Raw genomic sequence first — 22,671 nt, forward strand, 5'->3', positions numbered from 1 at the left:
CTGACCACCACTTTACGAAATCGTTAGGTTTTTGACGAATGTTTTCGCCACCTTAATATCATCACGTATTTGCTCGATCAAAGCATCCACCGTAGTGAATTTAACCTCATCACGTAGCTTGTGCAAGAAAAATACTTGCACTAATTCCCCATAAATTGATTGTTCAAAATCAAATAAATGGACTTCCAAAACACACTTACTGCCATCGACTGTAGGCCGCCTTCCAATATTAGCAACCCCATATACTATTTGCTGAGATGCAAGACGCGCTTTTACCGCATAAACACCTTGTAAAGGAACAGATAAACGTCGCAGGCCAATATTTGCAGTAGGAATTCCCCACTGACGCCCGCGTTGTGCACCATGGACTACGCGCCCGCAAATACTGTAAGTTCTACCTAAGTATTTGGCTGCTGTTTCTAAATCTCCGATCTCTAATGCAGTTCTAATTTTTGTGGAGCTAATCCGGTCCTCATTAATACAAAAATCAGAATAAACTTGGACATTGCAGTCATATTCTAAACTTAGCTGTTGGAGCAAATTCACATCTCCCTCTCTGTTTTTTCCAAAGCGGAAGTCCTCGCCAACAAGAAGATGTTTTATGTTTAAAGTAGAAAATAAATAATTACGCGCAAACTCACTTGCCGTAGTTTGCGCAAATACATCATCAAACTTAATGCAATAAACATAGTCAACCTGACATTGACGCAGCACATCCAACTTCTCTCTTAAACCAGAAAGTCTTGCCGGAGCACGTTCCTTTTGGAAGTACTCTCGTGGTTGTGGCTCAAATAAAATTAAAACTAAGGGTAAATTCAAAGCATTAGCCTTGGCCCTTAACGTTTTAATTAAATTTTGGTGTCCTAAATGAACCCCATCAAAATTGCCAATGGTTGCAACCACACCCTTATCAAAAACAGAAAAATGGTGAACACCACGTAACAATCTCATTGAATCATTCAATCGGTAAACTAAAACGTCATAGTATACTTCTTTTCTTGCCTATTGGCACTTTATATGTGGCTTTTTTGTGGAAGTTACGCCTACTTAAAAGAGTCTAGCCTTGATGCATGGCCGTATAAGCAAGATTTTCCTTCACTTATGCAAAATAGTTAAAGGACCATTAATAATCTTCTTATATTGTGAATAGTACGGGCAAGCCTCTTATGGCCAAAATTTAGAATAATCCTAAGGGAAAGCCTATATATAGCTTTCCCTTATAGAGCAGGTACCTTCTATTTTTTCTCTGTAGTTTCAGAAACATTGGAGCGCACAATCAAAACGTCACATTGTGCATTGTGTAAAATTGAGTTTGCAGTGGAGCCTAATAATAAAGATAGGCCATGTTTTCCATGACTGCCGGTAACAATTAAATCTATATTACGTTCTTTTGCTACTCGTAATATTTCATTTTTTGTAGAACCAAATTCGATAAAACGATGTTGTTCATCAACCCCTAATTTATCGCCTAATTCATTGAGTTCTTTTTCTGCTTGTTCACGAATAGACAACTCCACTTCAGCAAAGCCTGCAAAACCAGGGTAAGCATAAGCAGGAATAGGTTCAACCACATGAACTAAAATCAAATCAGCCCCATTTTCATCAGCAATCTTTTTTGCCTTATGGGCTGCTAACACGCCAACCTCATCAAAGTCAGTCGCAAACAATACCCTCTTATACATCATTTTCTCCTTAAAATACTGATGTCTAACTTAAAGACTAGCAGATTTCTTATGAAATTGTAGCTTTACGCTAAATTAGCATAACCTGGTGAGAAAATTGGAATATCTTATAAAGCTTAGCTAGCATTAAATTATGCTCTTGAATTAAAAATAACGAGAAGAAACCAAGAGGAGAAAGGAATGTTCTTTAAATCTTTATTTATGGATAAATCCTCTACGCAAAAAAATAATTTTGATGCCAAGCTTGAGGAAGCAATTGAATTAATTAGAGCCAATAAATCGATCGTTGCAGCACGTGTTTTAGAAGTTCTCGATTCTCATAAGGTCACGATAAATTCTTTTTTTAATATGTCATACAAGCATTTTCAAGAAATACAAGAAGACTTATTAGAGGAGGAAAAAATTACAATTCCTTCTGATTACCCACCTTCTGACGAAACTGTAAAAATTATTGAAAAAACATATTCCGGAATTATTTACGAAGATAAGCATATCTATTTAAACTCTGAGCGCTCCGCGGAGGATATTGCCAGCACTCTGGTTCATGAAATTTGCCATTTTCTTAATAGCGATATTTTTAAACAAGAAAAGAGAAATAGTTTATCGCTGCTTTATCGATATAAAGATGAAGTACGCTCATTTACTGCAGAAAGAATCTTTGAGCGGGATGGCCATTGTGTACTGCGTAGTGATATTAAAAAAGTTCATGCTTATGTGACTGAAGCTTATCCTGAGTTTGTCGATCCTAATGAGGATATGCAGAAACTGGGGTATGTTTATTCCTGTTATGATATGCCAAGGAAGTAGTATTCAAAGCCGCCTCTTTTACGCGAACGTTGGTGCTCGTTGGGTTTTGACGTTTGCGCTATTATGCCAGGGGCCAACCCCCTACTGTTGGCTTAGCTAATGTAAATGAAGCATATTATTGGGCGAAAATACTTCGCTTCTTTTTCACTCAATCTAAATTTTTCTCTTTAAGCTTAATTTGCTCTTCCGCCTTAGCAATCGCCTTGCGGATCGACTGTGCCTCTTCTGACTGCTGTGGAGCTAATTTAAGTAAGCGTTGCCAATAAGCAATGGCATCTTCGTAAGCATGGCTTACGTATGCATTCATGGCCATCATTGCTAAAGCGTCTGGTTGATTGGGATTATTTTTTAATAAATCAGCAAATATTTCTGTAACCTGTTCGGTAAATTGTCGATTATTTAATACCCACAAACTGTGTGCGTAATTAACCGCGTATTGCTCATCCTTAGGGTCAAATTGATAAGCCTTGGCAAAAGCATCTGCTGCGTCTTGTTTTTCCTCTTGGCCAGCATATAAACGCCCTAAAAGATACCAACCCTTTGCACTTTTAGGAGTATCATCTAATTTAGCGCGTAACTTGGCGATTAACTCCTGAGGACTCTTAATCGATTTGAGCATGGCATCAGCTCTTTGCTGTTTTTCTTGGTATTGCAAATAATCCTGCCACTTAGCAAAGCCACCCCAATTAAAATAGCCAGTAAAGGCTAAAATAAAAATAATCGGGACGAGCAATAAACAGGCAAGCCAATGGCGCCTTAAAGGATAAATAATTACTGCACTTGCTAAAAGAGTTAGCGCAACAAGTAACGCTAATAACCACCATTCATTCATATTGCTGACTCACGCAGATTTTTTTTCTTGCTAAAGCAAGTTCGCCAAAAAATTAAAAAACCTAAAATTAAAAACAAAAGCGGACCAAACCACAATAAATAAGTAATTGCCTTAACTGGAGGCTTAAACAGAATAAAATCTCCATAACGTGCAGTAAGATAATCAGTAATTTCACTGTCGCTCTTACCATCTTTCACTAACTGATAAACCTGTCCCCTTAAATCCTTAGCAAGATCAGCATTCGAATCCGCTAAATCCTGGTTTTGGCATACCAGGCATCGTAAATCTTTTAACAAATGATTAAATTGCGCTTCTTTTTTTGCTGAATCTAAAGGATACATGCCATTTGCCCAAAGACATGTTGGAGCTAAAACTATCCAGAGTAAAATCCACTGCAAGCGTTTCATGCCGTCTGCTCCAATTTTTTGATTAAAGGTAGAACTTCCTTTTGCCACAACTCTTGATTCATAGCTCCAGCATGGCGATAGCGAATCACGCCTTTTTTATCGATGACAAAAGTTTCTGGTGCTCCATAAACACCTAAGTCAATTGCTGCACGCCCCTCTCTATCTTGCATTACTAATTTATAAGGATTCCCCCATTGGCTTAGCCATTGCAATGCATCTTCAGGTTTATCCTTATAATTTAATCCATAAATAGGGACCCCTTCACGCGCTAATTGCAACATAAAGACTTGTTCATCTGTACAGGCGGCACACCAACTGGCCCAAACATTTAACAAAACGACTTGATTACGGATTTGCTGGGAGCTAAAAGATGACTGCGGATGATGCAATTCCGGCAGAGTAAAATCAGGCATTAATTTACCTACTTGCACTGAGGGCAAATCACGTGGATTTAAAGAAAGCCCACGCCAAAGAAAAATACTCAATAGAACAAAAAGCACTATAGGAATTATTCGCCATCCTATTTTTCTCATGCAAGGGCTCCCGCTGTTTGTCTTTTTTGATAATAACGTCTGTCAGTCAGTGCAAAAAAACCACCGGCTAAAATCATAAATCCCCCAGCCCAAATCCAGCGGATAAAGGGTTTATAATAAAGACGGACCGACCAGGAATCCCCACTCAAAGGCTCCCCCAAAGCCACATAAATGTCGCGAAAAGGAGTCACATCAATTGCCGATTCAGTCATTGCCATTTGGCCAATGGTATAAAGTCTTTTTTCAGGATAAATCAGCTTAGTTTTATCATGGTGGCTGATTCTAAATTGCGCCTGGGTACCCTTATAATTAGGCCCATCTAAAGGTTTTTGATTTACAAACTCAATAGAGTAGCCAACCAGGTCAATTTTTTTACCGGGATGCATTTGCACATCATCTTGCACGCCATAAGCAGTGGAGACAGCAATACCTATTACAGATGCAGCAACACCAAAATGCGCCAATACCATGCCCCAATAAGCTTGACCAACTCGAGTAAAACCACCGCGCTCTTTAATGCGCTTAATCACCGCCTTGGTAGTACTTAAAATAATCCAAGTCGCTAAAACCAATCCCAGAAAAGCTGAGGCATCAAACTCATGGTGAGTTAGTAATAATAAAGCATAAGGTAATACTAGACTCAGTACCGCCACACTCCATAATTTCTTAAAAATACCCTTCCAATTATCTGAATGCCATTTTAGATGAATACCTAATCCCATTAATAACAACATGGGTATCATTAATGGGACAAATACCGCATTGAAATAAGGTGCTCCTACTGATAACTTACCTAAACCCAGCCCTTCCACGAGTAATGGATAAACGGTTCCCATAAGAACCGTGAGCATAATTACCACTAAAAATACATTATTTAAAAGTAACGCGCTCTCACGGGATAAAGGACTAGGATTATTCGTTGCATGCAACGTTTGCGCACGAAACAAAAACAATAATAGGGAGCCGCCAATAACCAATAATAAAAAGCCTAAAATGAATAAACCACGTTGTGGATCTACAGCAAAAGCATGCACTGAAGTGAGTACCCCTGAGCGCACTAAAAACGTACCAATTAAGCTTAAAGAAAAAGCAGCAATTGCTAAGAGCATGGTCCAAGCCTTAAATTGCTGACGCTGTTCGGTTACAGCTAAGGAGTGCAACAAAGCAGTTCCTACCAGCCAGGGCATAAACGAAGCATTTTCAACAGGATCCCAAAACCACCAGCCACCCCAACCTAATTCACGGTAAGCCCACCAGCTACCAAGAGTTATTCCAGCCGTCAAACAACACCAAGCCGCCAAAGTCCAGGGCCTTGTCCATTTAGACCAGCTACTTTCAACTTTTCCAGCCCATAAGGCTGCTATTGCAAAGGCAAAAGCCACAGAAAAGCCTACATAGCCCATATACAACATGGGCGGGTGGAATAAGAATCCAGGGTCTTGCAATAAAGGATTTAGATCACGACCTTGGGTATTTAATACTTGGAATTGGCGTAAAAAAGGATTTGAGGTCGTTAATAAAAAGAGGATAAAACCGATGCTTAGCCATCCTAGAACGACGAGTACGCGTGTGCGCATTTCTTTATCTAAGCCGGCACTAAAACATGCCACCATCAAGGTCCAAAAACTCAGAATCGCAACCCAGAGTAACATAGAGCCTTCATGGCCACCCCAAACCGCACATAACTTATAAAACCACGGTAAGGCGAGACTGGAATTACTCATTACATAAATAACGGAAAAGTCGTCCTTTAGAAAACAAATAGTAAGAAGAACGTAGGTTAACGCAATTAATAAAAACTGGGCAACTACATAAGTTTTTGCTGCATCCATCCATTCCGTGCGCTTTGCTTGCAATCCGATTAATGGAATTACGGCTAAAGCGATGGAGGCCATTAATGCCAGAATAAGAGAAAAAAGGCCTAACTCAGCAATCATGAATTCCCCTTCGGCGCTAATGCCGCTTTTACTTCAGGAGGCATGTACTTTTCATCATGTTTTGCCAATACCCGAGTTGCCTGAACATGTTGATTATCAATAAGTTGTCCTTCCACCACAACCCCTTGTCCTTCACGAAATAAATCAGGCAAAATACCGGTATGAACAATAGTCACCGTTTGTTGCAAATCAGTGACCCTAAATTCAACTCTTAAGCCTTCTTTAGCGCGCACCAACGAGCCTTTTTCAACCATACCGCCTACTCGAATCGCTTGTTTTGGTGGTGCTTTGCCCTCTGCAATTTGAGTCGGGGTATAAAATAAATTAATATTTTGTCTTAAAGCATATAAAACTAAGCCTGAAGCTATAGATAACACAATAAAAGCAGACAATAAAATTAAAAGCTTACGTTTACGAGCTGGATTCATAATTAGCGTTTAAACCATTGTTGTAGTTTTTGGTGCGTTTGTTTCTTTTTCCATTTCATCCCTAAAAGGTTCGCTACTAAGACGACAGAAACTAAACTATAAGCGGGCCAAACATAGATGGAGTAACCGCCCATCGTTAACCATTCAAAAAATTGACTCACTTAACCTCTCCTTCAAATTGAACCTTAACCCATGCTTGTCTTTTTTCCCTGAGTAACAGCTCTTGACGTGCTTTTTCCAAAATTATCCATAGGGCATATAAGAAAAATCCGATAATGCTCAACAAAAGTGGGTATAACATACTGGCATCTATCTTAGGCTTTGCAAATACGGATAAGGTAGACCCCTGGTGTAGCGTGTTCCACCAATAAACTGAGTAATGAATAATAGGCAAATCGATTAAACCAACTAAAGTTAAAATTGCAATAATACGATCTCCATCCTCTTTGTTTTTTACCGCTTGGTGCGTAGCTAAAATTGCGGCATACAATAGCAAAAGAATCAATTCAGAGGTTAAGCGCGCATCCCAAACCCACCAGGCACCCCACATGGGCTTACCCCAAATGCTGCCAGTAACCAATGCGAGGAAAGCCATACAGACTCCAAATTGTGCCACTTGGCTAATCAATAAACCGGCAATTTTAATGCGCCAGACTAAGAGTAAAACCGCCAGAAATCCCATCCATCCGTAGAGTGCCATAGACAAAAAAGCACTGGGAACATGAACATAAATTATACGAAATGCATCACCCTGTTGATAATCGGGAGGGGTAAAAGCAAGCCCCCAAACAATTCCTACGATTAAGATAAACAGCGCACTAAAAGATAGCCAGGGAAGCAAACGCCCAGTATATTCATAGAATGATTTTGGCGAAGCCAATTGGTATAATATTTTCCACATAGGAATAAAGGAAATCAAAAAAGACGGATTTTACCATGTAACCCAGCTTTCGCAAAGTAAGTGTTCAGCGAGTGATGCGATTAAGCGTTCCCAATATGTATCGTAAATCCTGCAGTAGACAATATGAAGCTACTCTGTATGACTAATTCGAATCACTCCAGAAATGGCATAAGGCAGAAAACCTACCGCAATCACCGACATAGCCAGCAACAGTGCTAAATAACCATTTACTGGTAAAGATTGCATGGCCACATGCAAGGTACCACTGCCAAAAATAAGCAAGGGTAAGGTTAAAGGCAATAATATCAATGCCATTAAGACACCGCGCTGATTACTTCCAGCACCAAAAGCGGCAACTAAAGCACATAAGAATAATAAAGCGGGGGTCCCACATAAAATGGTTAGGGCCAAAATCCATGTTTCCCAGGCTGTTAGAGAAAATAACAGTGCGACTAAAGGGCATAGAATTAATAAAGGCAGTAAAAGAAATAACCAATGAGCAATCACCTTAGCACAGACCATTAAAGGTAATGACTGCCCTGAAACCAACCATTGTTCAATCACTCCCTGCTCATAGTCTTGCTGAAATAAACGTTCTGCTGATAATAGCATGGATAAGAGTATCGCCATCCAGACTAATCCTGGAGCAATGGTCCTTAATAAAGCAGCTTCAGGCTTTAAGGTTAAGGGAAACATAAACAAAAAGATCAGTAAAAAAAGACAGGAATTAACCAAAAAACGAATCTGCCGTACCTGAATTAATAATTCACGTTTGCACTGTTTTCTAAATAAGGCAATCGCAAAACTCATAATCGATGTTCCTGATAGTCAACTGGGTCTAAAGGTAATTTTTGATGAGAGGTCAATAAAACAGCGCCGCCCTGCTTTCTATGCGCTTCAATTTTATTCATGATAATGTCTAAAGCGCGCTCATCTAAGGCCACCAATGGTTCATCCAATAGCCACAATTTGGCATTAGTCATCCACAAGCGTAATAAGCCTGCCTGTCGACGTTGTCCGGCCGATAATAAGGCACAGGGGTAATCTAAATGAGCCTCTAACTTGAAAATTGCTGCCAAGTCCTCAACCGGTTGCTGCTTATAGTGTAAATCGAATAAACAGTTTTCTCTTAAGGTCAAGCTCGGATTTATGCCGGCTTTATGCCCTACAAAACATATTTCACGTTGATATTGGGCTAAATCTTGATAAATATTTTTTTGGCTAAAATGTATCTCGCCTTCCAAGGGGCGATATAAACCAGCAATCAATTTAAGTAACGTGGTCTTTCCCGCACCATTTGCCCCCTGAAGATGGAGCAATCCTCCGACAGGTAAATGAAAAGCAACATTATTAAGTAAAGGCTGCTCTTGATAATCAAAGCTGAGATTAATTACATCAAGCATGGACATATGAGGCATTATTAGAAAGCATGCATGGTACTAAAACCAATGTCCGTTGACAATTCGCAGCAGTGAATCTCTAATAATAGATGAGGAGATGAAGAGAAAAGTTTCTAAATTTCAGGGTGATAGCTGTGACCTGCTTTTTTTAGAATTCCGTCTTTTTGCACTTGCGCATAGATACATTGACCGCCATAATCAGGCTTTATTTATTAGAAAAGGACTGTAATGGAATTCTTGAGTCAATATGGTTTATTCCTTTTAAAATCCATCACGGTGGTTATTGCCTTTTTGGTGGTGTTTGCCGGCTTTTTTGCTATGAGCAGAAAACCTAAAGGGAAGTTAGAAGTTACCTCGTTAAACGATCATTATGAACATTTACATTCATTGATGAGTAAGCAAATCCTGGGAAAAAAAATACCTAAAAAGAAAAATAAGAAGAAAAAGGAACCCAAGCGGCCCTCACTTTATGTTATTGACTTTCAAGGGGACATTAAAGCATCACAAGTGGAGCAGCTCCGCGATGAAATAACTGCCATTCTTTCAGTTGCGACTGCAGAGGATGAGGTTTTAGTTCGTTTGGATAGCCCAGGTGGAGTGGTCAATAGCTATGGTTTAGCAGCCTCCCAATTGCAACGTATTCGCGATAAGAAAATTCCGCTTACCGTAAGTATTGATAAAATTGCGGCCAGTGGCGGTTACTTAATGGCCTGTGTTGCTAATCACATTATTGCCGCGCCTTTTGCAATTATTGGCTCTATTGGCGTTGTGGCACAAATCCCCAATTTCCATCGCTGGCTTAAAAATCATGATGTGGATGTAGAGCTGTTAACTGCTGGAGAATATAAGCGTACCTTAACCATGTTTGGGGAAAATACGGAAAAAGGCCGCAAGAAATTTCAAGAAGATCTGGAAAAAATACATGCTGCATTTAGAAAATATGTTGCCAGTAATCGCGAACAATTAGATATGGATGAAATTGCTACGGGAGAGCATTGGCTTGCTACTGACGCTTTAGAATTAAAGCTTGTCGATAAACTGGCAACTAGTGACGACTACCTTATCGATAAATTATCCAGCTACAAAGTATTCAAATTGGCGATCCCTCCCAAGACGTCTTTGGCAAATAAATTACTTAAACCCGCCATGAGATTTATGCATCCTTGGGCATAATTTGCGCCTCAAAATCCCCGTATTACGACCTTGTCTAATACGGGCTACATTTTTATGAAATTATGGGCTCATCAGCAAATTTGTATTTAATAGTATATACTTAAAACATATATTACCTAAACCTATGTTACCTAATGGAGTGACAAGCGATGAGTGAGCCAAAATCAAAAATGCCGGATCTCAAAGAGCTGGCTTCAATGACAAGCAAATTATTCGGGGATATAAAAACGAGTGTTACCCAAATTATCCACGATTATAAAGAACAGCGAGCCCAAACAGAAGCAAGCGAAGAAGTTAAACCTGCAGAGCCTAAACCTAAAGCTGCAGATGAATTAAAATCTGAAGAAGAAGAAAAAAAATAGCTATATTAATAAAAACAATGCAGCAACTGTCTTGAAATGGAATTCAAGGCAGTTGCTGCAAGTTAGGCTTTCACTACTTATCGATAACAAACAATTAGCTTAAACGCGTCACACTGATTACCAAAACACAATTCCTGGCTACCTATGGTTTTAGTGGCACTAACTTGCGTTTCTTTAACAAAATGTTTTGCCTGCATATATCCCATTCGTCGACAAAATGAATGAGCAGCATGTAATCCACACCCTTTTTTCTTGTCATAACACCAATCTACGCGATAATGATCAAAACGCGGCACCACATAGCGTTTTTCTCGGTAGTGATAGGGTTTAGGTGGTGTATGGGAAAAATGAGTTACACAACCTATGGTCATAAATCCATTACAACGCCAGCCCTTGCATTGTGCCCTACTGGATATAAAATTAGTTAAGCCAATGTTATAGGCAATGACACTTTGGTTTGCATATTCATAACCCATCATCTGACAGTAGCGATTAGCTACAGCTTTACCACACTCTTTTCCATCAACAGTGCAATAATCTAAACGCTCCCCTTGGTAGGTAGGATGCCAGAAACTGCGAAAAGCTTTATTTTGTGCTTCTGCACCCGCATGCGATAGGAAGGAATTAAATAATAAAACAGAAAATATTAGGTACCGGAAATTGCTCATTAAAACAGCCCATTAGCGATTATGGGCACATGTTAGCTTATGCGGCTATATGGTACAAGGGGAGAATGTAAAATGAGAGGACTGATAGTGTTTCTGCAAATTGACCAAATTCGGAGGTAGAAAGTTAAACCGGATTAGCACTATCAAAAAATACATGCTCCAAATCAAAAGAAGAACTTAAATACTCACCCAAAGCCTGAATCCCGTAACGTTCTGTAGCATGATGGCCACAAGCATAATAATTAATGCCTAATTCTTGCGCTTCATAATAAGTTCGTTCAGAGACTTCTCCACTTAAGTAAGCATCAACACCTAAACGATTGGCCTCTGCAATATAATCTTGAGCCCCTCCACTACACCAAGCAATGCGCTGGATCTTACGGTTATGGCCTTCGATCATTAAAGGCTGACGTCCTAATTTTTCAGCTAAAAACTCACCAAGCTCATTATTAGTCATTGCCTTTGTTAATTGACCAGACCAAAGCAGATTATCAATATCGTCAATGCGGTGCATTTGTATTGAGTTTACTTCAAACAACTTGGCTAAACAGGCGTTATTACCCAACTCAAGGTGGCAATCAAGAGGCAAATGATAAGCGAGAAGGTTAATCTCATGGCTTAATAATTTTTGTAGCCGTTGACGTTTCATGCCCGTGATAACAGGTGATTCGCCCCGCCAAAAATAACCATGGTGGACTAATAAAGCATCTGCATTCCAGGCAATTGCCTGAGAAATCACGTCCTCAGAAGCAGTTACTGCTGTGCAGATGCGTTTAATTTGTTCTTTACCCTCAACCTGCATGCCATTAGGCGCATAATCCTTAAAACGATTACAGCTTAATAATTGCTGCAGGTGTGAGATTAATTCTTTTTGGGTAATCACCGATCAGAAACTCGCTTAATGTCCGCGCCTAATAAAGAGAGCTTTTCTTCAATACGTTCATAGCCTCTATCTACATGATAAATGCGCTCAACCGTGGTTTCACCCTCAGCAACAAGCCCTGCTAGAATCAGACTTGCAGAAGCACGTAAATCCGTTGCCATTACTGGTGCCCCCGTTAATTTTTCAACACCATTAATGATTGCGGTATTACCATTTAACTGGATTTGCGCACCCATACGTTGCAGTTCTTGAACATGCATAAAGCGATTCTCGAAAATTGTCTCCACAATCGTTGAAGAACCCTCAGCTACCGAGTTCATTGCCATAAACTGCGCTTGCATGTCTGTGGCAAAAGCAGGATAAGGTGCTGTAGAAATATTCACTGCCTGAGGACGCAAGTTATTCATGTTGAGACTTACCCAATCTTCACCAATTGTTAACTCAGCGCCTGCTTCTTCAAACTTACATAATTGGGATAATAAAGTATCAGGACGTACACGTTTTACAGTAACGTGACCTCGAGTTAAAGCGGCCGCAGCTAAATAGGTACCTGCCTCGATTCGATCAGACATTACGGAGTAAGTGCCGCCTGAAAGTGCTTCGACTCCTTCAATTTCAATGATCGAAGTTCCAGCACCGGAAATTTTTGCACCCATTTGAATTAGAAAGTTAGCTAAATCAACTACTTCTGGTTCACGAGCTGCATTTTTAATAACCGTAGTACCTTCAGCCAGAGCAGCAGCCATAAGAATGTTTTCAGTACCAGTTACCGTCACTGTATCAAACATAATGCGCTTACCTTGTAAACGCCCACGCTTACACCGTGCATTGATGTATCCATTTTTAACGGTAATATCCGCACCCATGGATTTTAATGCTTTTAAATGTAAATCGACTGGTCGAGTACCAATAGCACATCCGCCTGGTAAGGACACATCAGCTTTACCAAAACGTGCCAGCATGGGGCCTAATACTAAAATAGAGGCACGCATGGTTTTAACTAAATCGTAGGGAGCAACAAATTCATTCACCTGACCCGAATCAACCTGAACATTCATTTTTTCATCAACAATCAAATGAGCACCCAATTGACCCAATAATTCCATCATGGTGGTAATGTCTTTAAGATGAGGAACATTTGAAATCGTCACATGGTCACTGGCAAGTAAGCTGGCTGCCATAATCGGTAAAGCCGCATTTTTGGCACCGGAAATAACCACTTCACCATGTAATGCTTTACCACCATTAATTAATAGTTTATCCATGTTGTCTCCCCCATTCTTCTTGTGTCCACGTATCCATGCTAATCGCATGAAGTTTGCCAGTGGTAATTAATTCTTTTAACTGCGCGTATACCCATTGCTGCCGGGCAACTTTTGATTTATTTAAAAATACATCACTGACTACAGTTACCTTATATTGATAGCCGTCCCCGTCCACTTTAACGAAAAATACCTCGTTAGTAGATCTAAGTTTTTGTTCTATTTCTTCATTACTTACCATTAAAATTAGCTCACAAATTGGAATAAATACAGTTTTCTACCGATTAAATCTGCAGGGCCGTAAATTAGTAGAGCCTGGTTGTAAAGCAACCAGGCTCTACTGGCTGGATCCACGACTAGTCGTGGTATTCGGTGGTGATGGCTTTTCCCATATCGACTCAACAAGGAGTAGGCCTAAACGACTTCCAAAATATCTTTTACACCACAAAAGTCCGCTAAAGATTCAGTCTCAGCAGACATACCGATAATCTCGAAAGTCTTATTATTTTTTTTGCATAACTTTCTGGCTTCGATAAGCAATGCCATCCCTGCACTATCACAATGAGTCACCTCACCTAGATCAAGAACTAAGTGATTACTCGTATTATCCATTAAAGTCTTATAAAGTTGAGCTCGTACCTCAACAACTGATTTGAAGCTAAGCTCAAGGGGCTTAAAATGAACTGTTTTCACCTTAAGATGCTCTTTTTAATTGTTTTTGCTGCATTTGCTTGATCACTTCATCCATACTGGAGTTTTGCAGTACTTGAGCAAATTGCGATCTAAAGCTCTGCAATAAACTAACGCCTTCAACGCTAATGTCATAAATTTTCCATTGGCCATTTTTATCAACCAAGCTATAGGTTAAAGGAATATTTTGGCCTTCACTACGCACAATCACGCTATTAACACGCAGAAAACGTGCATTAACAGCCCCTCTGAGCGGTAAGAACTGCACCGATTCATCAGAATATTGAGCCAACGGGCTGGAATAAGTACGAATAACCAGGCGTGTAAACTCTTTTGAGAATTGATCTCGCTGTGCCGCAGTAGCTTTCATCCAAGCCTGTCTCCCTAAAACAGAACGAGACATTCCCGCGACATCAACAATAGGCAATAAATGCTTTTCTACCGCAGTGTAAATAATACCAGGATTACTTTTTAATTTTGTTTTATTTTCTTTTAAGGTCGCAATAATTTCATTTGCAGTTTGTTCCAGCATGGGCACAGGCGAATTTTGCGCCATAATTACCGGAGATAAAATTACGCCAACAACAAATAAAATATTTTTTAATATTCTCATGTCCATACCTTAATTTTATTGGAATTACTTTTTATTAATATTAAACAACAGTTGACCGATTAGATTTTCAAGAATTACTGCTTCTTGAGTCTTAGCGATCACATCCCCGTTACGTAAATAAGGATGATCGCGATTTGCATCATCATCAAAACCGGGAACGATACTAATATAATTGGAACCAAGCAAGCCTTGCGTTAAAATTCGTGCTGAAGAATCTTCGTAAGGTATCTTTTTATCGCTTTGCAAGCGCATCGTGACCTTAGCGTTAAGCTCACCTGGTTGTAATTCAATACGAGTTACCTCACCAATCTTAACTCCGGCAACCGTAACCGGTGCACGCACTTTTAAGCCACCGATGTCGGTAAAATCTGCCGTAACATTGTAACTTTTATGAGACATAAAATCAGAAATATTACTGACCTTCATTGCCATGACCAGCAGGGCCAACAAACCAAGCAACATAAATAGGCCAACACTCACATCTACATAACGTTGCTTACTCATTTACCAATCTCCAATCATCATTGCAGTCAACAAAAAATCCAGACCTAACACAGCAAGCGACGAATAAACAACCGTTTTAGTTGTCGCCTGACTAATACCTTCTGCTGTAGGCACGCACTCAAACCCCTGAAATACCGCAATCCAAGTTACAACAAAAGCAAACACCAAACTCTTAATGATACCACTGAGCACATCAATACGAAAATTTACTGCCGCCTGCATATTGGACCAAAAGCTTCCAGAGTCTACCCCTAACCAATGCACCCCAATAAAGTAGCCACCAAAAATTGCTACTGCTGAAAAAATTAATGCCAAAACGGGTAACGTAATAAAACCCGCCATAAAGCGAGGATAAATAACTCGTCCTAGAGGATCGACCCCCATCATATCCATGCTGGACAATTGCTCTGTTGCCTTCATCAAGCCAATCTCTGCAGTCAGTGCAGAGCCAGCCCGGCCGGCAAATAATAAAGCACTAATTACGGGCCCAAGCTCACGAGAAATACTTAACGCCAACAATTGACCTAATTGGGTTGCTGCACCAAATTTTTGCAACGTATTGTACCCTTGCAAGCCCACAACCATACCAATGAACAAGGCAGAAACCACAATAATCAAGCAAGATAAGACGCCTACAAAATGAATTTGGTAGCGCAACAAGGGCCATAATTTGCTGATGTTAGGTTTGCGAAATAACATCAAAAATAAAAACAAGCCGGAGCTACCTAAATTTTGTAAAATGCGCGTGCTGCGATTTCCCAAACGCACTATCATATCAAGCATCTAATAGCTCCTCTGTATAAGGGCGGGCCGGGTAATGGAATGGGACTACGCCATCAGCTTCTCCATGCATAAACTGCTTGACTTGCGGCTCTGAGGAGCGGATTAATTCCTCAGGAGTACCCTCCCCTATTATTTTTCCCCCGGCAATCAGATAAATATAATCTGCGATAGAACAGGTTTCTTCAACATCATGAGAAACAATAATGGTTGTCGTATTTAATAATTGGTTTAAACGTTTAATTAAGCGAACTAAAACACCTAATGAAATGGGATCCTGGCCTGTAAATGGCTCATCGTACATCATAAGCTCAGGGTCCAAAGCAATTGTACGAGCTAAGGCCACTCGACGTGCCATACCACCGGATAATTGTGCAGGCATTAGCTCTGCTGCACCGCGCAAGCCAACAGCTTGCAGCTTCATTAACACGATGTCTCGTACCATAGATTCGTTAAGTTGCGTATGTTCTCTTAAAGGAAATGCGACATTTTCAAATACGTTTAGATGAGTAAATAAAGCGGAACTTTGAAATAGCAAGCCCATATCTCGACGAGCATCATAGAGCGCTTTACGTGGTAATTCGTGGATGTTTTGGCCATTAACATGAATAGTCCCACTGTTAGGCGTTAATTGAGCGCCAATTAATTGCAGTAAGGTTGTTTTCCCAGAACCACTTGGCCCCATGATGGCCGTAATTTTACCTCGTTTCACGGTCATGTTAATGCCATTGAAGATGCGGCGACTCTCTCGAGTAAAGATCAGATTATTAATTTCAACCCAATTTTCAGGCATGCTTTCAAGTTCCAGTTTTGGCCAAAAATACAAGTATATACTGGTTCCTGGAAAAATGAGTCTCTTAAATTTAAAAAAAATTAAGGACTTAACAAGATATAATCATAATGATAAAATAAAATACAATTATTATGGGGCATTATAGCATCTTAGCCTTAGCTAGCTGTCCTTTTATCTCGTTCAAGCATAGCACGTTCAGATAATAGATGTGCTTTCGTACTTAAATTAAAGAGCGCCTCGCTTCTCTTACTGGTATGAGCTATCGGTTTTGCAACGACGAGCCATTATGTTAGAATGAAAACTAAACAAAAAGGAAACAAATAGTAGCCTATGAATTTTTGCACACTTGGACTTGCTGTCATCGAAACTGAGGCGCAAGCTGTCTTTGAACTAACCCAACGCATTGATGAACGATTTGCCAAGGCTTGTGAATTATTGCTTGCCTGTAGAGGGCGAATTGTTGTTACCGGAATGGGTAAATCAGGACATATTGCTAATAAAATTGCCGCAACATTAGCAAGCACCGGCAGCCCTTCGTTTTTTATGCACCCTGGGGAGGCAAGTCATGGCGATTTGGGGATGATCACTCGCCAGGACACGGTGATTGCTATTTCTAATTCCGGTAATACGACTGAACTGGTTACCCTACTCCCCTTATTAAAACGCATGGAAGTACCCTTAATTACCTTAACGGGTAATAGCGAATCGACTCTGGCGCGCACTGCTGATGTTAATTTGGATGTGAGCATCAAACAGGAAGCCTGTCCTTTAGGGCTTGCACCAACTACAAGCACTACCGTTGCTCTAGTCATGGGAGATGCCCTAGCGATTTCCTTACTACAAGCCCGTGGGTTTAGTGAAGAAGATTTTGCTTTATCACATCCCGGAGGCTCTTTAGGCAAACGTCTATTATTGCGCATTGATGATATTGCTCATCAAGGCGAGGAGCTGCCATTAATTAGCGAAAATGCTACAGTCAGCGAAGCACTAATTGAGGTAACTAATAAAAAACTTGGAATGACTTGTGTTACAGATTCCAAAGGGTATCTAGTTGGTGTCTATACCGATGGCGACATTCGTCGCACCTTAACCCGGCAATGTGATATAAATACTACGCCTCTTAAAGATGTAATGACGCGAAACGCACGTACTATTCGCCAAGGGATGCTTGCCGCAGAAGCCTTGGCTGTAATGCAAAAGCATAGTATTACGTCATTAATTGTAGCGGATGAGCATAACCGCCCTGTCGCGGTAGTCCATCTTCATGATTTGCTCAAAGCAGGTGTTTTTTAAATGAACAAATTAATTGAAAAAGCACAAAAAATTAAATGCCTTATTTGCGATATGGATGGCGTGCTCACCGATGGACTCTTATATATTGATAATCATTTTAATGAGCTTAAGACCTTTCACATTCATGATGGCGTGGGCTTAAAATTACTTATGACTGTAGGCATCGAAGTTGCAGTGATTACGGGCTCGCGTAATGCGGTTGTTGACCATCGCATGCAACAATTAGGCATCAAGCATTACTATAAAGATCAGTTAAATAAACAAGAAACCTATGAGCAATTGAAAAAAACATTAAATCTTGAAGACGAACAATTTGCCTATATTGGCGATGATCTTCCCGATATACCACTGATACAAAAAGTCGGTTTAGGGGTTACTGTTGCAAATGCCGTGCCGGCTGTTAAAGAAATTGCCGTTTGGCAGACTGAACTTCCAGGGGGTCGCGGGGCTGTTCGTGAATTATGTGACCTCATTCTCAACGCGCAAAATAAAATGGACTTAGCGAAAGAAGGTTATTTAAAATAATGAATGCCGCAAAACAAGTAATTTGGCTTTTTCTTCTGCTCGTCACCTTAGCCGGCTCAGGCTGGTATTACAGTCATTCTTCAAGCATCATGCGCTTGGATAGTGAAACTTTAGCCAATTCTGTAGACACAACTATTTCTAAAGTAAAAGTACGTCAATTTGATGAAAAAGGCGCTTTAACTACTCTTTTGGCCACACCTAAGATGCGCCACATCCAAAAAGGTGATATGTATTTTTTTCAAAAACCACATATTTTAGTAAGCCAAGAACAACAACCGCCTTGGGATATACGCTCAAAACATGCTAAGTCTTTTGCAGGTGGTGAGCGAATTGTTTTTATTGGTGATGTAGTGGTCCATCAAACTCAAGGAGATAATGTTCAGGCAAGTACCTTAAAAACTGAAGAGGTCACTTATTATCCTAAAGAGAAAAAAGCATCTACCGATTTGCTTGTAACCTACGAACAACCAGGTAATATTATTCAGTCTCAAGGAATGAACGCCTACCTAGACGAAAAAAGGGTAGAATTACTTCACCAAGCACGAGGAAGCTATGTTCCAGCAAATGGCTAAAGGTATTCTATACAGCGCTGTATTCATTTTAACATGTCCATGCTATGCCCTGCCTACCGATAGAGAACAGGTAATGCATGTGCAGGCAGACTCAGCAGATTTGAATCAACAAAATCATAAAGGTATTTATATTGGCAATGTGGAACTAATACAAGGCACAACCAATTTGCAAGCCGCGAAGGCCATTACTAAGGGTAACGAGAAAAACCAACTTGTTTTAGCAATCGCTAAAGGGGATGATGGGAAGCAAGCACATTACTGGACAACAACCGATCCGAAGAAGCCCCCTATGCATGCCTATGCCGATATTATACGTTATTATCCCTTAACTCATATTATTGAACTCATTGGAAATGCGCGCGTAGAACAAGGAAAAGATTCATTTTCAGCAGCTAAAATCCGTTATGACACCGTCAAACAGCACGTTCTGTCCAATGGGGATAAAAACCAAAGAATAACTATAATTTATCATCCTGAAAAGAAATCTCTATGAATTTATTAGAAGCGCGAAACCTAAAAAAATCATTTAAATCGCGAACCGTGGTCAATGGGGTAAGCATCCATATCAAAAAAGGTGAGTGTGTCGGCTTATTAGGTCCTAACGGCGCAGGTAAAACCACCTGCTTTTACATGATTGTCGGCTTACAATCCTGTGATGAAGGACAAATCATCATCGACAACCAAGACATTACTTCGCATGCCATGCACCAACGTGCCCGCTTGGGTATTAGCTATTTGCCGCAAGAAGCATCGGTATTTCGTAAGCTTACGGTCGCTGAAAATATTATGGCTATTTTAGAGCTTAGACCGGATTTAAATGAGCAGGCTCGGGAAGAAAAACTGGACCTGCTACTGCAAGAATTTCATATTACTCACATTAGTAATAGCATGGGTATGGCGTTATCTGGAGGCGAGCGTAGACGTGTAGAAATTGCGCGTGCATTGGCAATTGAACCCTCGTTCATTCTTCTTGATGAACCCTTTGCTGGTGTAGACCCGATTTCAGTAATTGATATTAAAAAAATTATTCAACATTTATGCAATAAAGGTATTGGCGTTTTAATTACTGATCATAATGTTCGGGAAACTCTAGATATTTGCGAGCGGGCTTATATTGTAAGCCAAGGGAAAATACTGTGTGAAGGAACCCCTGAAAAAATTCTAGCCAATCAACAAGTTAGAGCAGTTTATTTAGGTGAAGATTTTACTTTGTAGAAGAGAGTCATGCTACTGATTATCGATAATTATGATTCATTTACTTATAATCTGGTGCAGTATTTTCAATGTTTAAACCAGGAAGTACTGGTTTCGACGCATGATCAAATAAGCCTTCAACAAATACGCGACTTAGCCCCTGATTACCTGGTCATCTCTCCTGGCCCTAAAGGCCCTGATGATGCGGGTATTTCTCTGGCAGCCATCCATGAGTTCCACCAAGAAATTCCTATTTTAGGTATTTGCTTAGGCCATCAATGTATTGCACAAGCATTTGGTGGGCAAATTATTTCTGCTCCAGAAATCATGCATGGTAAAACTTCACTCATTCAGCATCATCAACGAGGCTTGTTTCATAATATTCCTATAGGTTTTCAAGCAACGCGTTATCATTCTCTTGCTGTTGAAGCATCCAGCTTGCCTGATTGTTTTTCTATAGATGCCTGGGTGGATGACACAATTATGGCAATTTCACATCGTCAACATCCTGTTTTTGGGCTACAATTTCATCCCGAGGCAATTTTAAGTCAGTATGGTCAGCAATTATTAGGGAATTTCTTAAGCTATGAAACCCAATCTTCTATTTGAACAGTTAATCGCAAAACAGGATCTAAACGCACAACAAATGCATGATGTAATTCATGCTTGTATGTCTGGCCAATATAATGACCTGCAAATCGCTACCTTTTTAGCATTAATGCGCACTAAAGGAGAAACTGCCAGTGAGCTCACTGCCGCAGCGAAAGTAATGCAAGAATTAGCGCATAAAATTGAATTAGGAACTAATTTAATTGATATTGTGGGTACTGGCGGCGATGGTAAAAATACATTTAACGTCTCTACTGCCTGCAGTTTTGTGGTTGCTGCCGCAGGTATTTCGGTGGCTAAACATGGCAATCGCTCAGTTTCCAGCCGTAGTGGTAGCGCTGATTTGCTGGAGCAAGCCGGTTTTGCGCTCAACCTTTCTGACCAGCATATGCAAATCTGCATGCATGAATGTAATCTTGCATTTTTATTTGCTCCAAGTTACCACCCAGCCATGCAACACGCTCGCACAGCACGCCAGCAATTAGGTATTCGTACCTTATTTAATCTACTAGGGCCATTAATCAATCCAGCTCGGGTAAAAAGACAGGTGGTTGGTGTTTTTTCAACAAGCTGGCAAAAACCTTTAGCTACGGTACTTGCAAATTTGGGAAGTGAGCGTGCCCTAGTGGTTAGCTCTGAAGATGGTTTGGATGAAATTAGTATTGCCGCCCCTACTCAGGTAGTAGAATATCATCAAAATTCTTTTCATGAATGGTCTATTATCCCTGCTGATTATAGCATGCATCATACTTCATTAGATGAAATTATTGTCGATTCGCCAAGCCAGAGCCTAAGCATTATTCAATCTATTTTTGCGGGTGCAAAAGGTGCTGCTCGTGATATGGTATTGCTAAACTCTGCCGCAGCAATCTATTGTGCCAAAGAAGAGTTTTCATTTACCCAAGCACTAGAACAAGCCCAGGAAGCCTTGGACAGCGGTAGAGCCGCCCAACGTTTCCAACAGCTTTGCCAATTAACTCAAATTTTAAATAAAGAATCCCATCATGAATAGTGTTTTAGAACGCATTGCCGAGCATAAACTAAATGAAGTTGCTCAAGCTAAAAAAGTACATCCACTAAGCTCATTAGAACAATCTCAATGGGCACGCCGTGATTTTGTTGCTGCCTTAACCGCCAATACTACCGCTGCTATTATTGCAGAGATTAAACGAGCCTCCCCAAGTAAGGGCTTGATTAGAGAAGACTTTGACGTGGCACAAATCGCTGCAACTTACGCACAACACGGTGCACGCTGTTTGTCGGTGCTTACTGATATTGAATTTTTCCAAGGCCATCCAGATTATTTAGCCCTCGCTAAATCACATTGTAATTTACCAATATTACGCAAGGATTTTATCCTTGATGAATACCAAGTCTATGAAAGCCAATCTCTAGGTGCTGACTGTATTTTATTGATTGTTGCTTTGCTGGATGATGCGCAGCTTGCTGACTACTGCCAGTTAGCGCAGGAATTAAATATGGCCGTGCTGGTGGAAAGCCATACACGTGAAGAGTTGGAGCGTGCCTTGCATTTGCCCACACCACTTATGGGGATCAATAATCGCAGTCTGCATACGTTTAAAACGGATATCCAATTAAGCATAGAGTTAAAGGGCGTAGTTCCCCAAGATAGAATAGTGATAACCGAAAGTGGTATTAATACTCATGCGGATGTAGCGTTAATGCAAGCAAATGGAATTAATACCTTTTTAATTGGCGAGAGTTTAATGCGAGCCAAAGATATTGGTTTAGCTTTGCACCATTTGATTACTGGGGAATAAACGCAAGATAAGTCGTAGGTTGGACTGCTAAGCTCAGCACAC

Annotated in this window: 31 protein-coding genes; 11 read left to right on the top strand and 20 right to left on the bottom strand. The window is 40.3% G+C overall.

Translation table 11 applies throughout. The features are described 5' to 3' along the window. Nucleotides 1–12 precede the first annotated feature (12 nt). Nucleotides 13–951 (bottom strand): bifunctional riboflavin kinase/FAD synthetase, encoded by a 939-nt coding sequence (gene ribF / locus BN3124_RS15185; protein WP_058535606.1) that lies wholly within the window; start codon nucleotides 949–951, stop codon nucleotides 13–15. A gap of 284 nt (nucleotides 952–1,235) precedes the next feature. Then, on the bottom strand, nucleotides 1,236–1,682 hold the full coding sequence (locus BN3124_RS15190; RefSeq protein WP_058535607.1) for a universal stress protein: 447 nt from the start codon (nucleotides 1,680–1,682) through the stop codon (nucleotides 1,236–1,238). A 180-nt stretch (nucleotides 1,683–1,862) separates the two neighbouring features. Between BN3124_RS15190 and BN3124_RS15195 the strand changes: the two genes are divergently transcribed. Continuing rightward, nucleotides 1,863–2,489: a hypothetical protein gene (locus BN3124_RS15195; RefSeq protein WP_058535608.1), complete on the top strand. Its 627-nt coding sequence runs from the start codon at nucleotides 1,863–1,865 to the stop codon at nucleotides 2,487–2,489. Between the two features lie 148 nt (nucleotides 2,490–2,637). On the opposite strand, the gene BN3124_RS15200 is transcribed toward BN3124_RS15195, so the two are convergent. The 9 genes from BN3124_RS15200 to ccmA all read right to left on the bottom strand — a co-directional run bounded on the left by BN3124_RS15200 (nucleotide 2,638) and on the right by ccmA (nucleotide 8,930). Next, nucleotides 2,638–3,321 carry a tetratricopeptide repeat protein gene (locus BN3124_RS15200; protein WP_058535609.1) on the bottom strand — a complete coding sequence of 228 codons (684 nt, stop codon included), beginning with the start codon at nucleotides 3,319–3,321 and terminating at the stop codon, nucleotides 2,638–2,640. Further along, nucleotides 3,318–3,728, bottom strand: coding sequence for a cytochrome c-type biogenesis protein (locus BN3124_RS15205; protein ID WP_058535610.1), 411 nt, complete (start codon nucleotides 3,726–3,728; stop codon nucleotides 3,318–3,320). The genes BN3124_RS15200 and BN3124_RS15205 overlap by 4 nt, the downstream gene beginning before the upstream one ends. Beyond that, nucleotides 3,725–4,261, bottom strand: a complete 537-nt coding sequence (locus tag BN3124_RS15210; protein ID WP_058535611.1) for a DsbE family thiol:disulfide interchange protein — start codon at nucleotides 4,259–4,261, stop codon at nucleotides 3,725–3,727. The genes BN3124_RS15205 and BN3124_RS15210 overlap by 4 nt, the downstream gene beginning before the upstream one ends. Beyond that, complete coding sequence (locus tag BN3124_RS15215) at nucleotides 4,258–6,198, bottom strand: heme lyase CcmF/NrfE family subunit (RefSeq protein ID WP_058535612.1); 1,941 nt, start codon at nucleotides 6,196–6,198, stop codon at nucleotides 4,258–4,260. Before BN3124_RS15215 ends, BN3124_RS15210 begins: the two co-directional genes overlap by 4 nt. Then, a complete protein-coding gene (ccmE, locus tag BN3124_RS15220) occupies nucleotides 6,195–6,626 on the bottom strand; it encodes a cytochrome c maturation protein CcmE (RefSeq protein ID WP_058535613.1) in 432 nt (143 codons plus the stop codon). The genes BN3124_RS15215 and ccmE overlap by 4 nt, the downstream gene beginning before the upstream one ends. A gap of 2 nt (nucleotides 6,627–6,628) precedes the next feature. Beyond that, nucleotides 6,629–6,787, bottom strand: a complete 159-nt coding sequence (ccmD, locus tag BN3124_RS15225; RefSeq protein ID WP_058535614.1) for a heme exporter protein CcmD — start codon at nucleotides 6,785–6,787, stop codon at nucleotides 6,629–6,631. Continuing rightward, nucleotides 6,784–7,527 carry a heme ABC transporter permease CcmC gene (gene ccmC, locus BN3124_RS15230; protein ID WP_058535615.1) on the bottom strand — a complete coding sequence of 248 codons (744 nt, stop codon included), beginning with the start codon at nucleotides 7,525–7,527 and terminating at the stop codon, nucleotides 6,784–6,786. Before ccmC ends, ccmD begins: the two co-directional genes overlap by 4 nt. A 129-nt stretch (nucleotides 7,528–7,656) precedes the next feature. Continuing rightward, nucleotides 7,657–8,337: a heme exporter protein CcmB gene (ccmB, locus tag BN3124_RS15235; RefSeq protein WP_058535616.1), complete on the bottom strand. Its 681-nt coding sequence runs from the start codon at nucleotides 8,335–8,337 to the stop codon at nucleotides 7,657–7,659. Further along, nucleotides 8,334–8,930, bottom strand: a complete 597-nt coding sequence (gene ccmA / locus BN3124_RS15240; protein ID WP_058535920.1) for a heme ABC exporter ATP-binding protein CcmA — start codon at nucleotides 8,928–8,930, stop codon at nucleotides 8,334–8,336. The genes ccmB and ccmA overlap by 4 nt, the downstream gene beginning before the upstream one ends. Before the next feature lie 225 nt (nucleotides 8,931–9,155). On the opposite strand from ccmA, the gene sohB reads away from it, so the two are divergent. Together sohB and BN3124_RS15250 are read left to right on the top strand one after the other, a co-directional pair. After that, entirely contained in the window at nucleotides 9,156–10,100 is a 945-nt protein-coding gene (gene sohB, locus BN3124_RS15245; RefSeq protein ID WP_058535617.1) for a protease SohB, read from the top strand. Between the two features lie 149 nt (nucleotides 10,101–10,249). Beyond that, the gene (locus tag BN3124_RS15250; protein WP_058535618.1) at nucleotides 10,250–10,462 is read left to right on the top strand and encodes a hypothetical protein; all 213 of its coding nucleotides are present in this window, start codon (nucleotides 10,250–10,252) and stop codon (nucleotides 10,460–10,462) included. A 77-nt stretch (nucleotides 10,463–10,539) separates the two neighbouring features. On the opposite strand, the gene BN3124_RS15255 is transcribed toward BN3124_RS15250, so the two are convergent. From BN3124_RS15255 to BN3124_RS15295, 9 genes are all read right to left on the bottom strand, one after another. Continuing rightward, nucleotides 10,540–11,130 (bottom strand): hypothetical protein, encoded by a 591-nt coding sequence (locus tag BN3124_RS15255; protein ID WP_058535619.1) that lies wholly within the window; start codon nucleotides 11,128–11,130, stop codon nucleotides 10,540–10,542. 124 nt (nucleotides 11,131–11,254) lie between these two features. Beyond that, the gene (locus BN3124_RS15260) at nucleotides 11,255–12,013 is read right to left on the bottom strand and encodes a Nif3-like dinuclear metal center hexameric protein (RefSeq protein WP_078061577.1); all 759 of its coding nucleotides are present in this window, start codon (nucleotides 12,011–12,013) and stop codon (nucleotides 11,255–11,257) included. Further along, nucleotides 12,010–13,278: a UDP-N-acetylglucosamine 1-carboxyvinyltransferase gene (gene murA, locus BN3124_RS15265; RefSeq protein ID WP_058535620.1), complete on the bottom strand. Its 1,269-nt coding sequence runs from the start codon at nucleotides 13,276–13,278 to the stop codon at nucleotides 12,010–12,012. Before murA ends, BN3124_RS15260 begins: the two co-directional genes overlap by 4 nt. Then, nucleotides 13,271–13,516 (bottom strand): BolA family protein, encoded by a 246-nt coding sequence (locus BN3124_RS15270; protein WP_058535621.1) that lies wholly within the window; start codon nucleotides 13,514–13,516, stop codon nucleotides 13,271–13,273. Before BN3124_RS15270 ends, murA begins: the two co-directional genes overlap by 8 nt. Before the next feature lie 173 nt (nucleotides 13,517–13,689). Continuing rightward, entirely contained in the window at nucleotides 13,690–13,968 is a 279-nt protein-coding gene (locus tag BN3124_RS15275; protein ID WP_058535622.1) for an STAS domain-containing protein, read from the bottom strand. A gap of 1 nt (nucleotide 13,969) precedes the next feature. After that, the gene (locus tag BN3124_RS15280; RefSeq protein ID WP_058535623.1) at nucleotides 13,970–14,578 is read right to left on the bottom strand and encodes an MlaC/ttg2D family ABC transporter substrate-binding protein; all 609 of its coding nucleotides are present in this window, start codon (nucleotides 14,576–14,578) and stop codon (nucleotides 13,970–13,972) included. A gap of 24 nt (nucleotides 14,579–14,602) precedes the next feature. Next, nucleotides 14,603–15,082, bottom strand: coding sequence for an outer membrane lipid asymmetry maintenance protein MlaD (gene mlaD / locus BN3124_RS15285; RefSeq protein WP_058535624.1), 480 nt, complete (start codon nucleotides 15,080–15,082; stop codon nucleotides 14,603–14,605). Next, a complete protein-coding gene (gene mlaE / locus BN3124_RS15290) occupies nucleotides 15,083–15,865 on the bottom strand; it encodes a lipid asymmetry maintenance ABC transporter permease subunit MlaE (RefSeq protein ID WP_058535625.1) in 783 nt (260 codons plus the stop codon). Next, nucleotides 15,858–16,655, bottom strand: a complete 798-nt coding sequence (locus tag BN3124_RS15295) for an ABC transporter ATP-binding protein (RefSeq protein ID WP_058535626.1) — start codon at nucleotides 16,653–16,655, stop codon at nucleotides 15,858–15,860. Before BN3124_RS15295 ends, mlaE begins: the two co-directional genes overlap by 8 nt. Before the next feature lie 330 nt (nucleotides 16,656–16,985). Between BN3124_RS15295 and BN3124_RS15300 the strand changes: the two genes are divergently transcribed. From BN3124_RS15300 to trpC, 8 genes are read left to right on the top strand one after another with little or no spacing between them, the layout of a single operon-like run. After that, complete coding sequence (locus tag BN3124_RS15300) at nucleotides 16,986–17,948, top strand: KpsF/GutQ family sugar-phosphate isomerase (protein ID WP_058535627.1); 963 nt, start codon at nucleotides 16,986–16,988, stop codon at nucleotides 17,946–17,948. Next, a complete protein-coding gene (kdsC, locus tag BN3124_RS15305; protein WP_058535628.1) occupies nucleotides 17,949–18,473 on the top strand; it encodes a 3-deoxy-manno-octulosonate-8-phosphatase KdsC in 525 nt (174 codons plus the stop codon). It abuts the gene before it with no gap. Next, entirely contained in the window at nucleotides 18,473–19,045 is a 573-nt protein-coding gene (gene lptC / locus BN3124_RS15310) for an LPS export ABC transporter periplasmic protein LptC (protein ID WP_058535629.1), read from the top strand. Before kdsC ends, lptC begins: the two co-directional genes overlap by 1 nt. Further along, complete coding sequence (gene lptA, locus BN3124_RS15315; protein WP_058535630.1) at nucleotides 19,026–19,538, top strand: lipopolysaccharide transport periplasmic protein LptA; 513 nt, start codon at nucleotides 19,026–19,028, stop codon at nucleotides 19,536–19,538. The genes lptC and lptA overlap by 20 nt, the downstream gene beginning before the upstream one ends. Beyond that, entirely contained in the window at nucleotides 19,535–20,260 is a 726-nt protein-coding gene (gene lptB / locus BN3124_RS15320; protein WP_058535631.1) for an LPS export ABC transporter ATP-binding protein, read from the top strand. Before lptA ends, lptB begins: the two co-directional genes overlap by 4 nt. A gap of 9 nt (nucleotides 20,261–20,269) precedes the next feature. Beyond that, entirely contained in the window at nucleotides 20,270–20,848 is a 579-nt protein-coding gene (locus tag BN3124_RS15325; RefSeq protein ID WP_058535632.1) for an anthranilate synthase component II, read from the top strand. Beyond that, nucleotides 20,826–21,860, top strand: coding sequence for an anthranilate phosphoribosyltransferase (gene trpD, locus BN3124_RS15330; protein WP_058535633.1), 1,035 nt, complete (start codon nucleotides 20,826–20,828; stop codon nucleotides 21,858–21,860). Before BN3124_RS15325 ends, trpD begins: the two co-directional genes overlap by 23 nt. Next, entirely contained in the window at nucleotides 21,853–22,629 is a 777-nt protein-coding gene (trpC, locus tag BN3124_RS15335) for an indole-3-glycerol phosphate synthase TrpC (RefSeq protein ID WP_058535634.1), read from the top strand. Before trpD ends, trpC begins: the two co-directional genes overlap by 8 nt. Nucleotides 22,630–22,671 lie beyond the last annotated feature (42 nt).

Origin of the sequence: Legionella saoudiensis, assembly GCF_001465875.1 — a bacterium.
Lineage (GTDB): Bacteria > Pseudomonadota > Gammaproteobacteria > Legionellales > Legionellaceae > Legionella > Legionella saoudiensis.

Excerpts from the sequence above, each read along its gene's own strand:
- kdsC (WP_058535628.1), top strand. The coding sequence starts at position 17,949 with ATGAACAAATTAATTGAAAAAGCACAAAAAATTAAATGCCTTATTTGC.
- ccmB (WP_058535616.1), bottom strand. The coding sequence starts at position 8,337 with ATGAGTTTTGCGATTGCCTTATTTAGAAAACAGTGCAAACGTGAATTA.
- sohB (WP_058535617.1), top strand. The coding sequence starts at position 9,156 with ATGGAATTCTTGAGTCAATATGGTTTATTCCTTTTAAAATCCATCACG.
- murA (WP_058535620.1), bottom strand. The coding sequence starts at position 13,278 with ATGGATAAACTATTAATTAATGGTGGTAAAGCATTACATGGTGAAGTG.
- BN3124_RS15215 (WP_058535612.1), bottom strand. The coding sequence starts at position 6,198 with ATGATTGCTGAGTTAGGCCTTTTTTCTCTTATTCTGGCATTAATGGCC.
- lptA (WP_058535630.1), top strand. The coding sequence starts at position 19,026 with ATGTTCCAGCAAATGGCTAAAGGTATTCTATACAGCGCTGTATTCATT.
- lptB (WP_058535631.1), top strand. The coding sequence starts at position 19,535 with ATGAATTTATTAGAAGCGCGAAACCTAAAAAAATCATTTAAATCGCGA.
- BN3124_RS15210 (WP_058535611.1), bottom strand. The coding sequence starts at position 4,261 with ATGAGAAAAATAGGATGGCGAATAATTCCTATAGTGCTTTTTGTTCTA.
- BN3124_RS15270 (WP_058535621.1), bottom strand. The coding sequence starts at position 13,516 with ATGGTAAGTAATGAAGAAATAGAACAAAAACTTAGATCTACTAACGAG.
- mlaD (WP_058535624.1), bottom strand. The coding sequence starts at position 15,082 with ATGAGTAAGCAACGTTATGTAGATGTGAGTGTTGGCCTATTTATGTTG.
- BN3124_RS15325 (WP_058535632.1), top strand. The coding sequence starts at position 20,270 with ATGCTACTGATTATCGATAATTATGATTCATTTACTTATAATCTGGTG.
- ribF (WP_058535606.1), bottom strand. The coding sequence starts at position 951 with ATGAGATTGTTACGTGGTGTTCACCATTTTTCTGTTTTTGATAAGGGT.
- BN3124_RS15195 (WP_058535608.1), top strand. The coding sequence starts at position 1,863 with ATGTTCTTTAAATCTTTATTTATGGATAAATCCTCTACGCAAAAAAAT.
- BN3124_RS15280 (WP_058535623.1), bottom strand. The coding sequence starts at position 14,578 with ATGAGAATATTAAAAAATATTTTATTTGTTGTTGGCGTAATTTTATCT.
- trpC (WP_058535634.1), top strand. The coding sequence starts at position 21,853 with ATGAATAGTGTTTTAGAACGCATTGCCGAGCATAAACTAAATGAAGTT.
- BN3124_RS15200 (WP_058535609.1), bottom strand. The coding sequence starts at position 3,321 with ATGAATGAATGGTGGTTATTAGCGTTACTTGTTGCGCTAACTCTTTTA.
- BN3124_RS15255 (WP_058535619.1), bottom strand. The coding sequence starts at position 11,130 with ATGAGCAATTTCCGGTACCTAATATTTTCTGTTTTATTATTTAATTCC.
- mlaE (WP_058535625.1), bottom strand. The coding sequence starts at position 15,865 with ATGCTTGATATGATAGTGCGTTTGGGAAATCGCAGCACGCGCATTTTA.
- BN3124_RS15295 (WP_058535626.1), bottom strand. The coding sequence starts at position 16,655 with ATGCCTGAAAATTGGGTTGAAATTAATAATCTGATCTTTACTCGAGAG.
- BN3124_RS15205 (WP_058535610.1), bottom strand. The coding sequence starts at position 3,728 with ATGAAACGCTTGCAGTGGATTTTACTCTGGATAGTTTTAGCTCCAACA.
- BN3124_RS15250 (WP_058535618.1), top strand. The coding sequence starts at position 10,250 with ATGAGTGAGCCAAAATCAAAAATGCCGGATCTCAAAGAGCTGGCTTCA.
- trpD (WP_058535633.1), top strand. The coding sequence starts at position 20,826 with ATGAAACCCAATCTTCTATTTGAACAGTTAATCGCAAAACAGGATCTA.
- BN3124_RS15190 (WP_058535607.1), bottom strand. The coding sequence starts at position 1,682 with ATGTATAAGAGGGTATTGTTTGCGACTGACTTTGATGAGGTTGGCGTG.
- ccmC (WP_058535615.1), bottom strand. The coding sequence starts at position 7,527 with ATGTGGAAAATATTATACCAATTGGCTTCGCCAAAATCATTCTATGAA.
- ccmA (WP_058535920.1), bottom strand. The coding sequence starts at position 8,930 with ATGCTTGATGTAATTAATCTCAGCTTTGATTATCAAGAGCAGCCTTTA.
- BN3124_RS15300 (WP_058535627.1), top strand. The coding sequence starts at position 16,986 with ATGAATTTTTGCACACTTGGACTTGCTGTCATCGAAACTGAGGCGCAA.
- ccmE (WP_058535613.1), bottom strand. The coding sequence starts at position 6,626 with ATGAATCCAGCTCGTAAACGTAAGCTTTTAATTTTATTGTCTGCTTTT.
- lptC (WP_058535629.1), top strand. The coding sequence starts at position 18,473 with ATGAATGCCGCAAAACAAGTAATTTGGCTTTTTCTTCTGCTCGTCACC.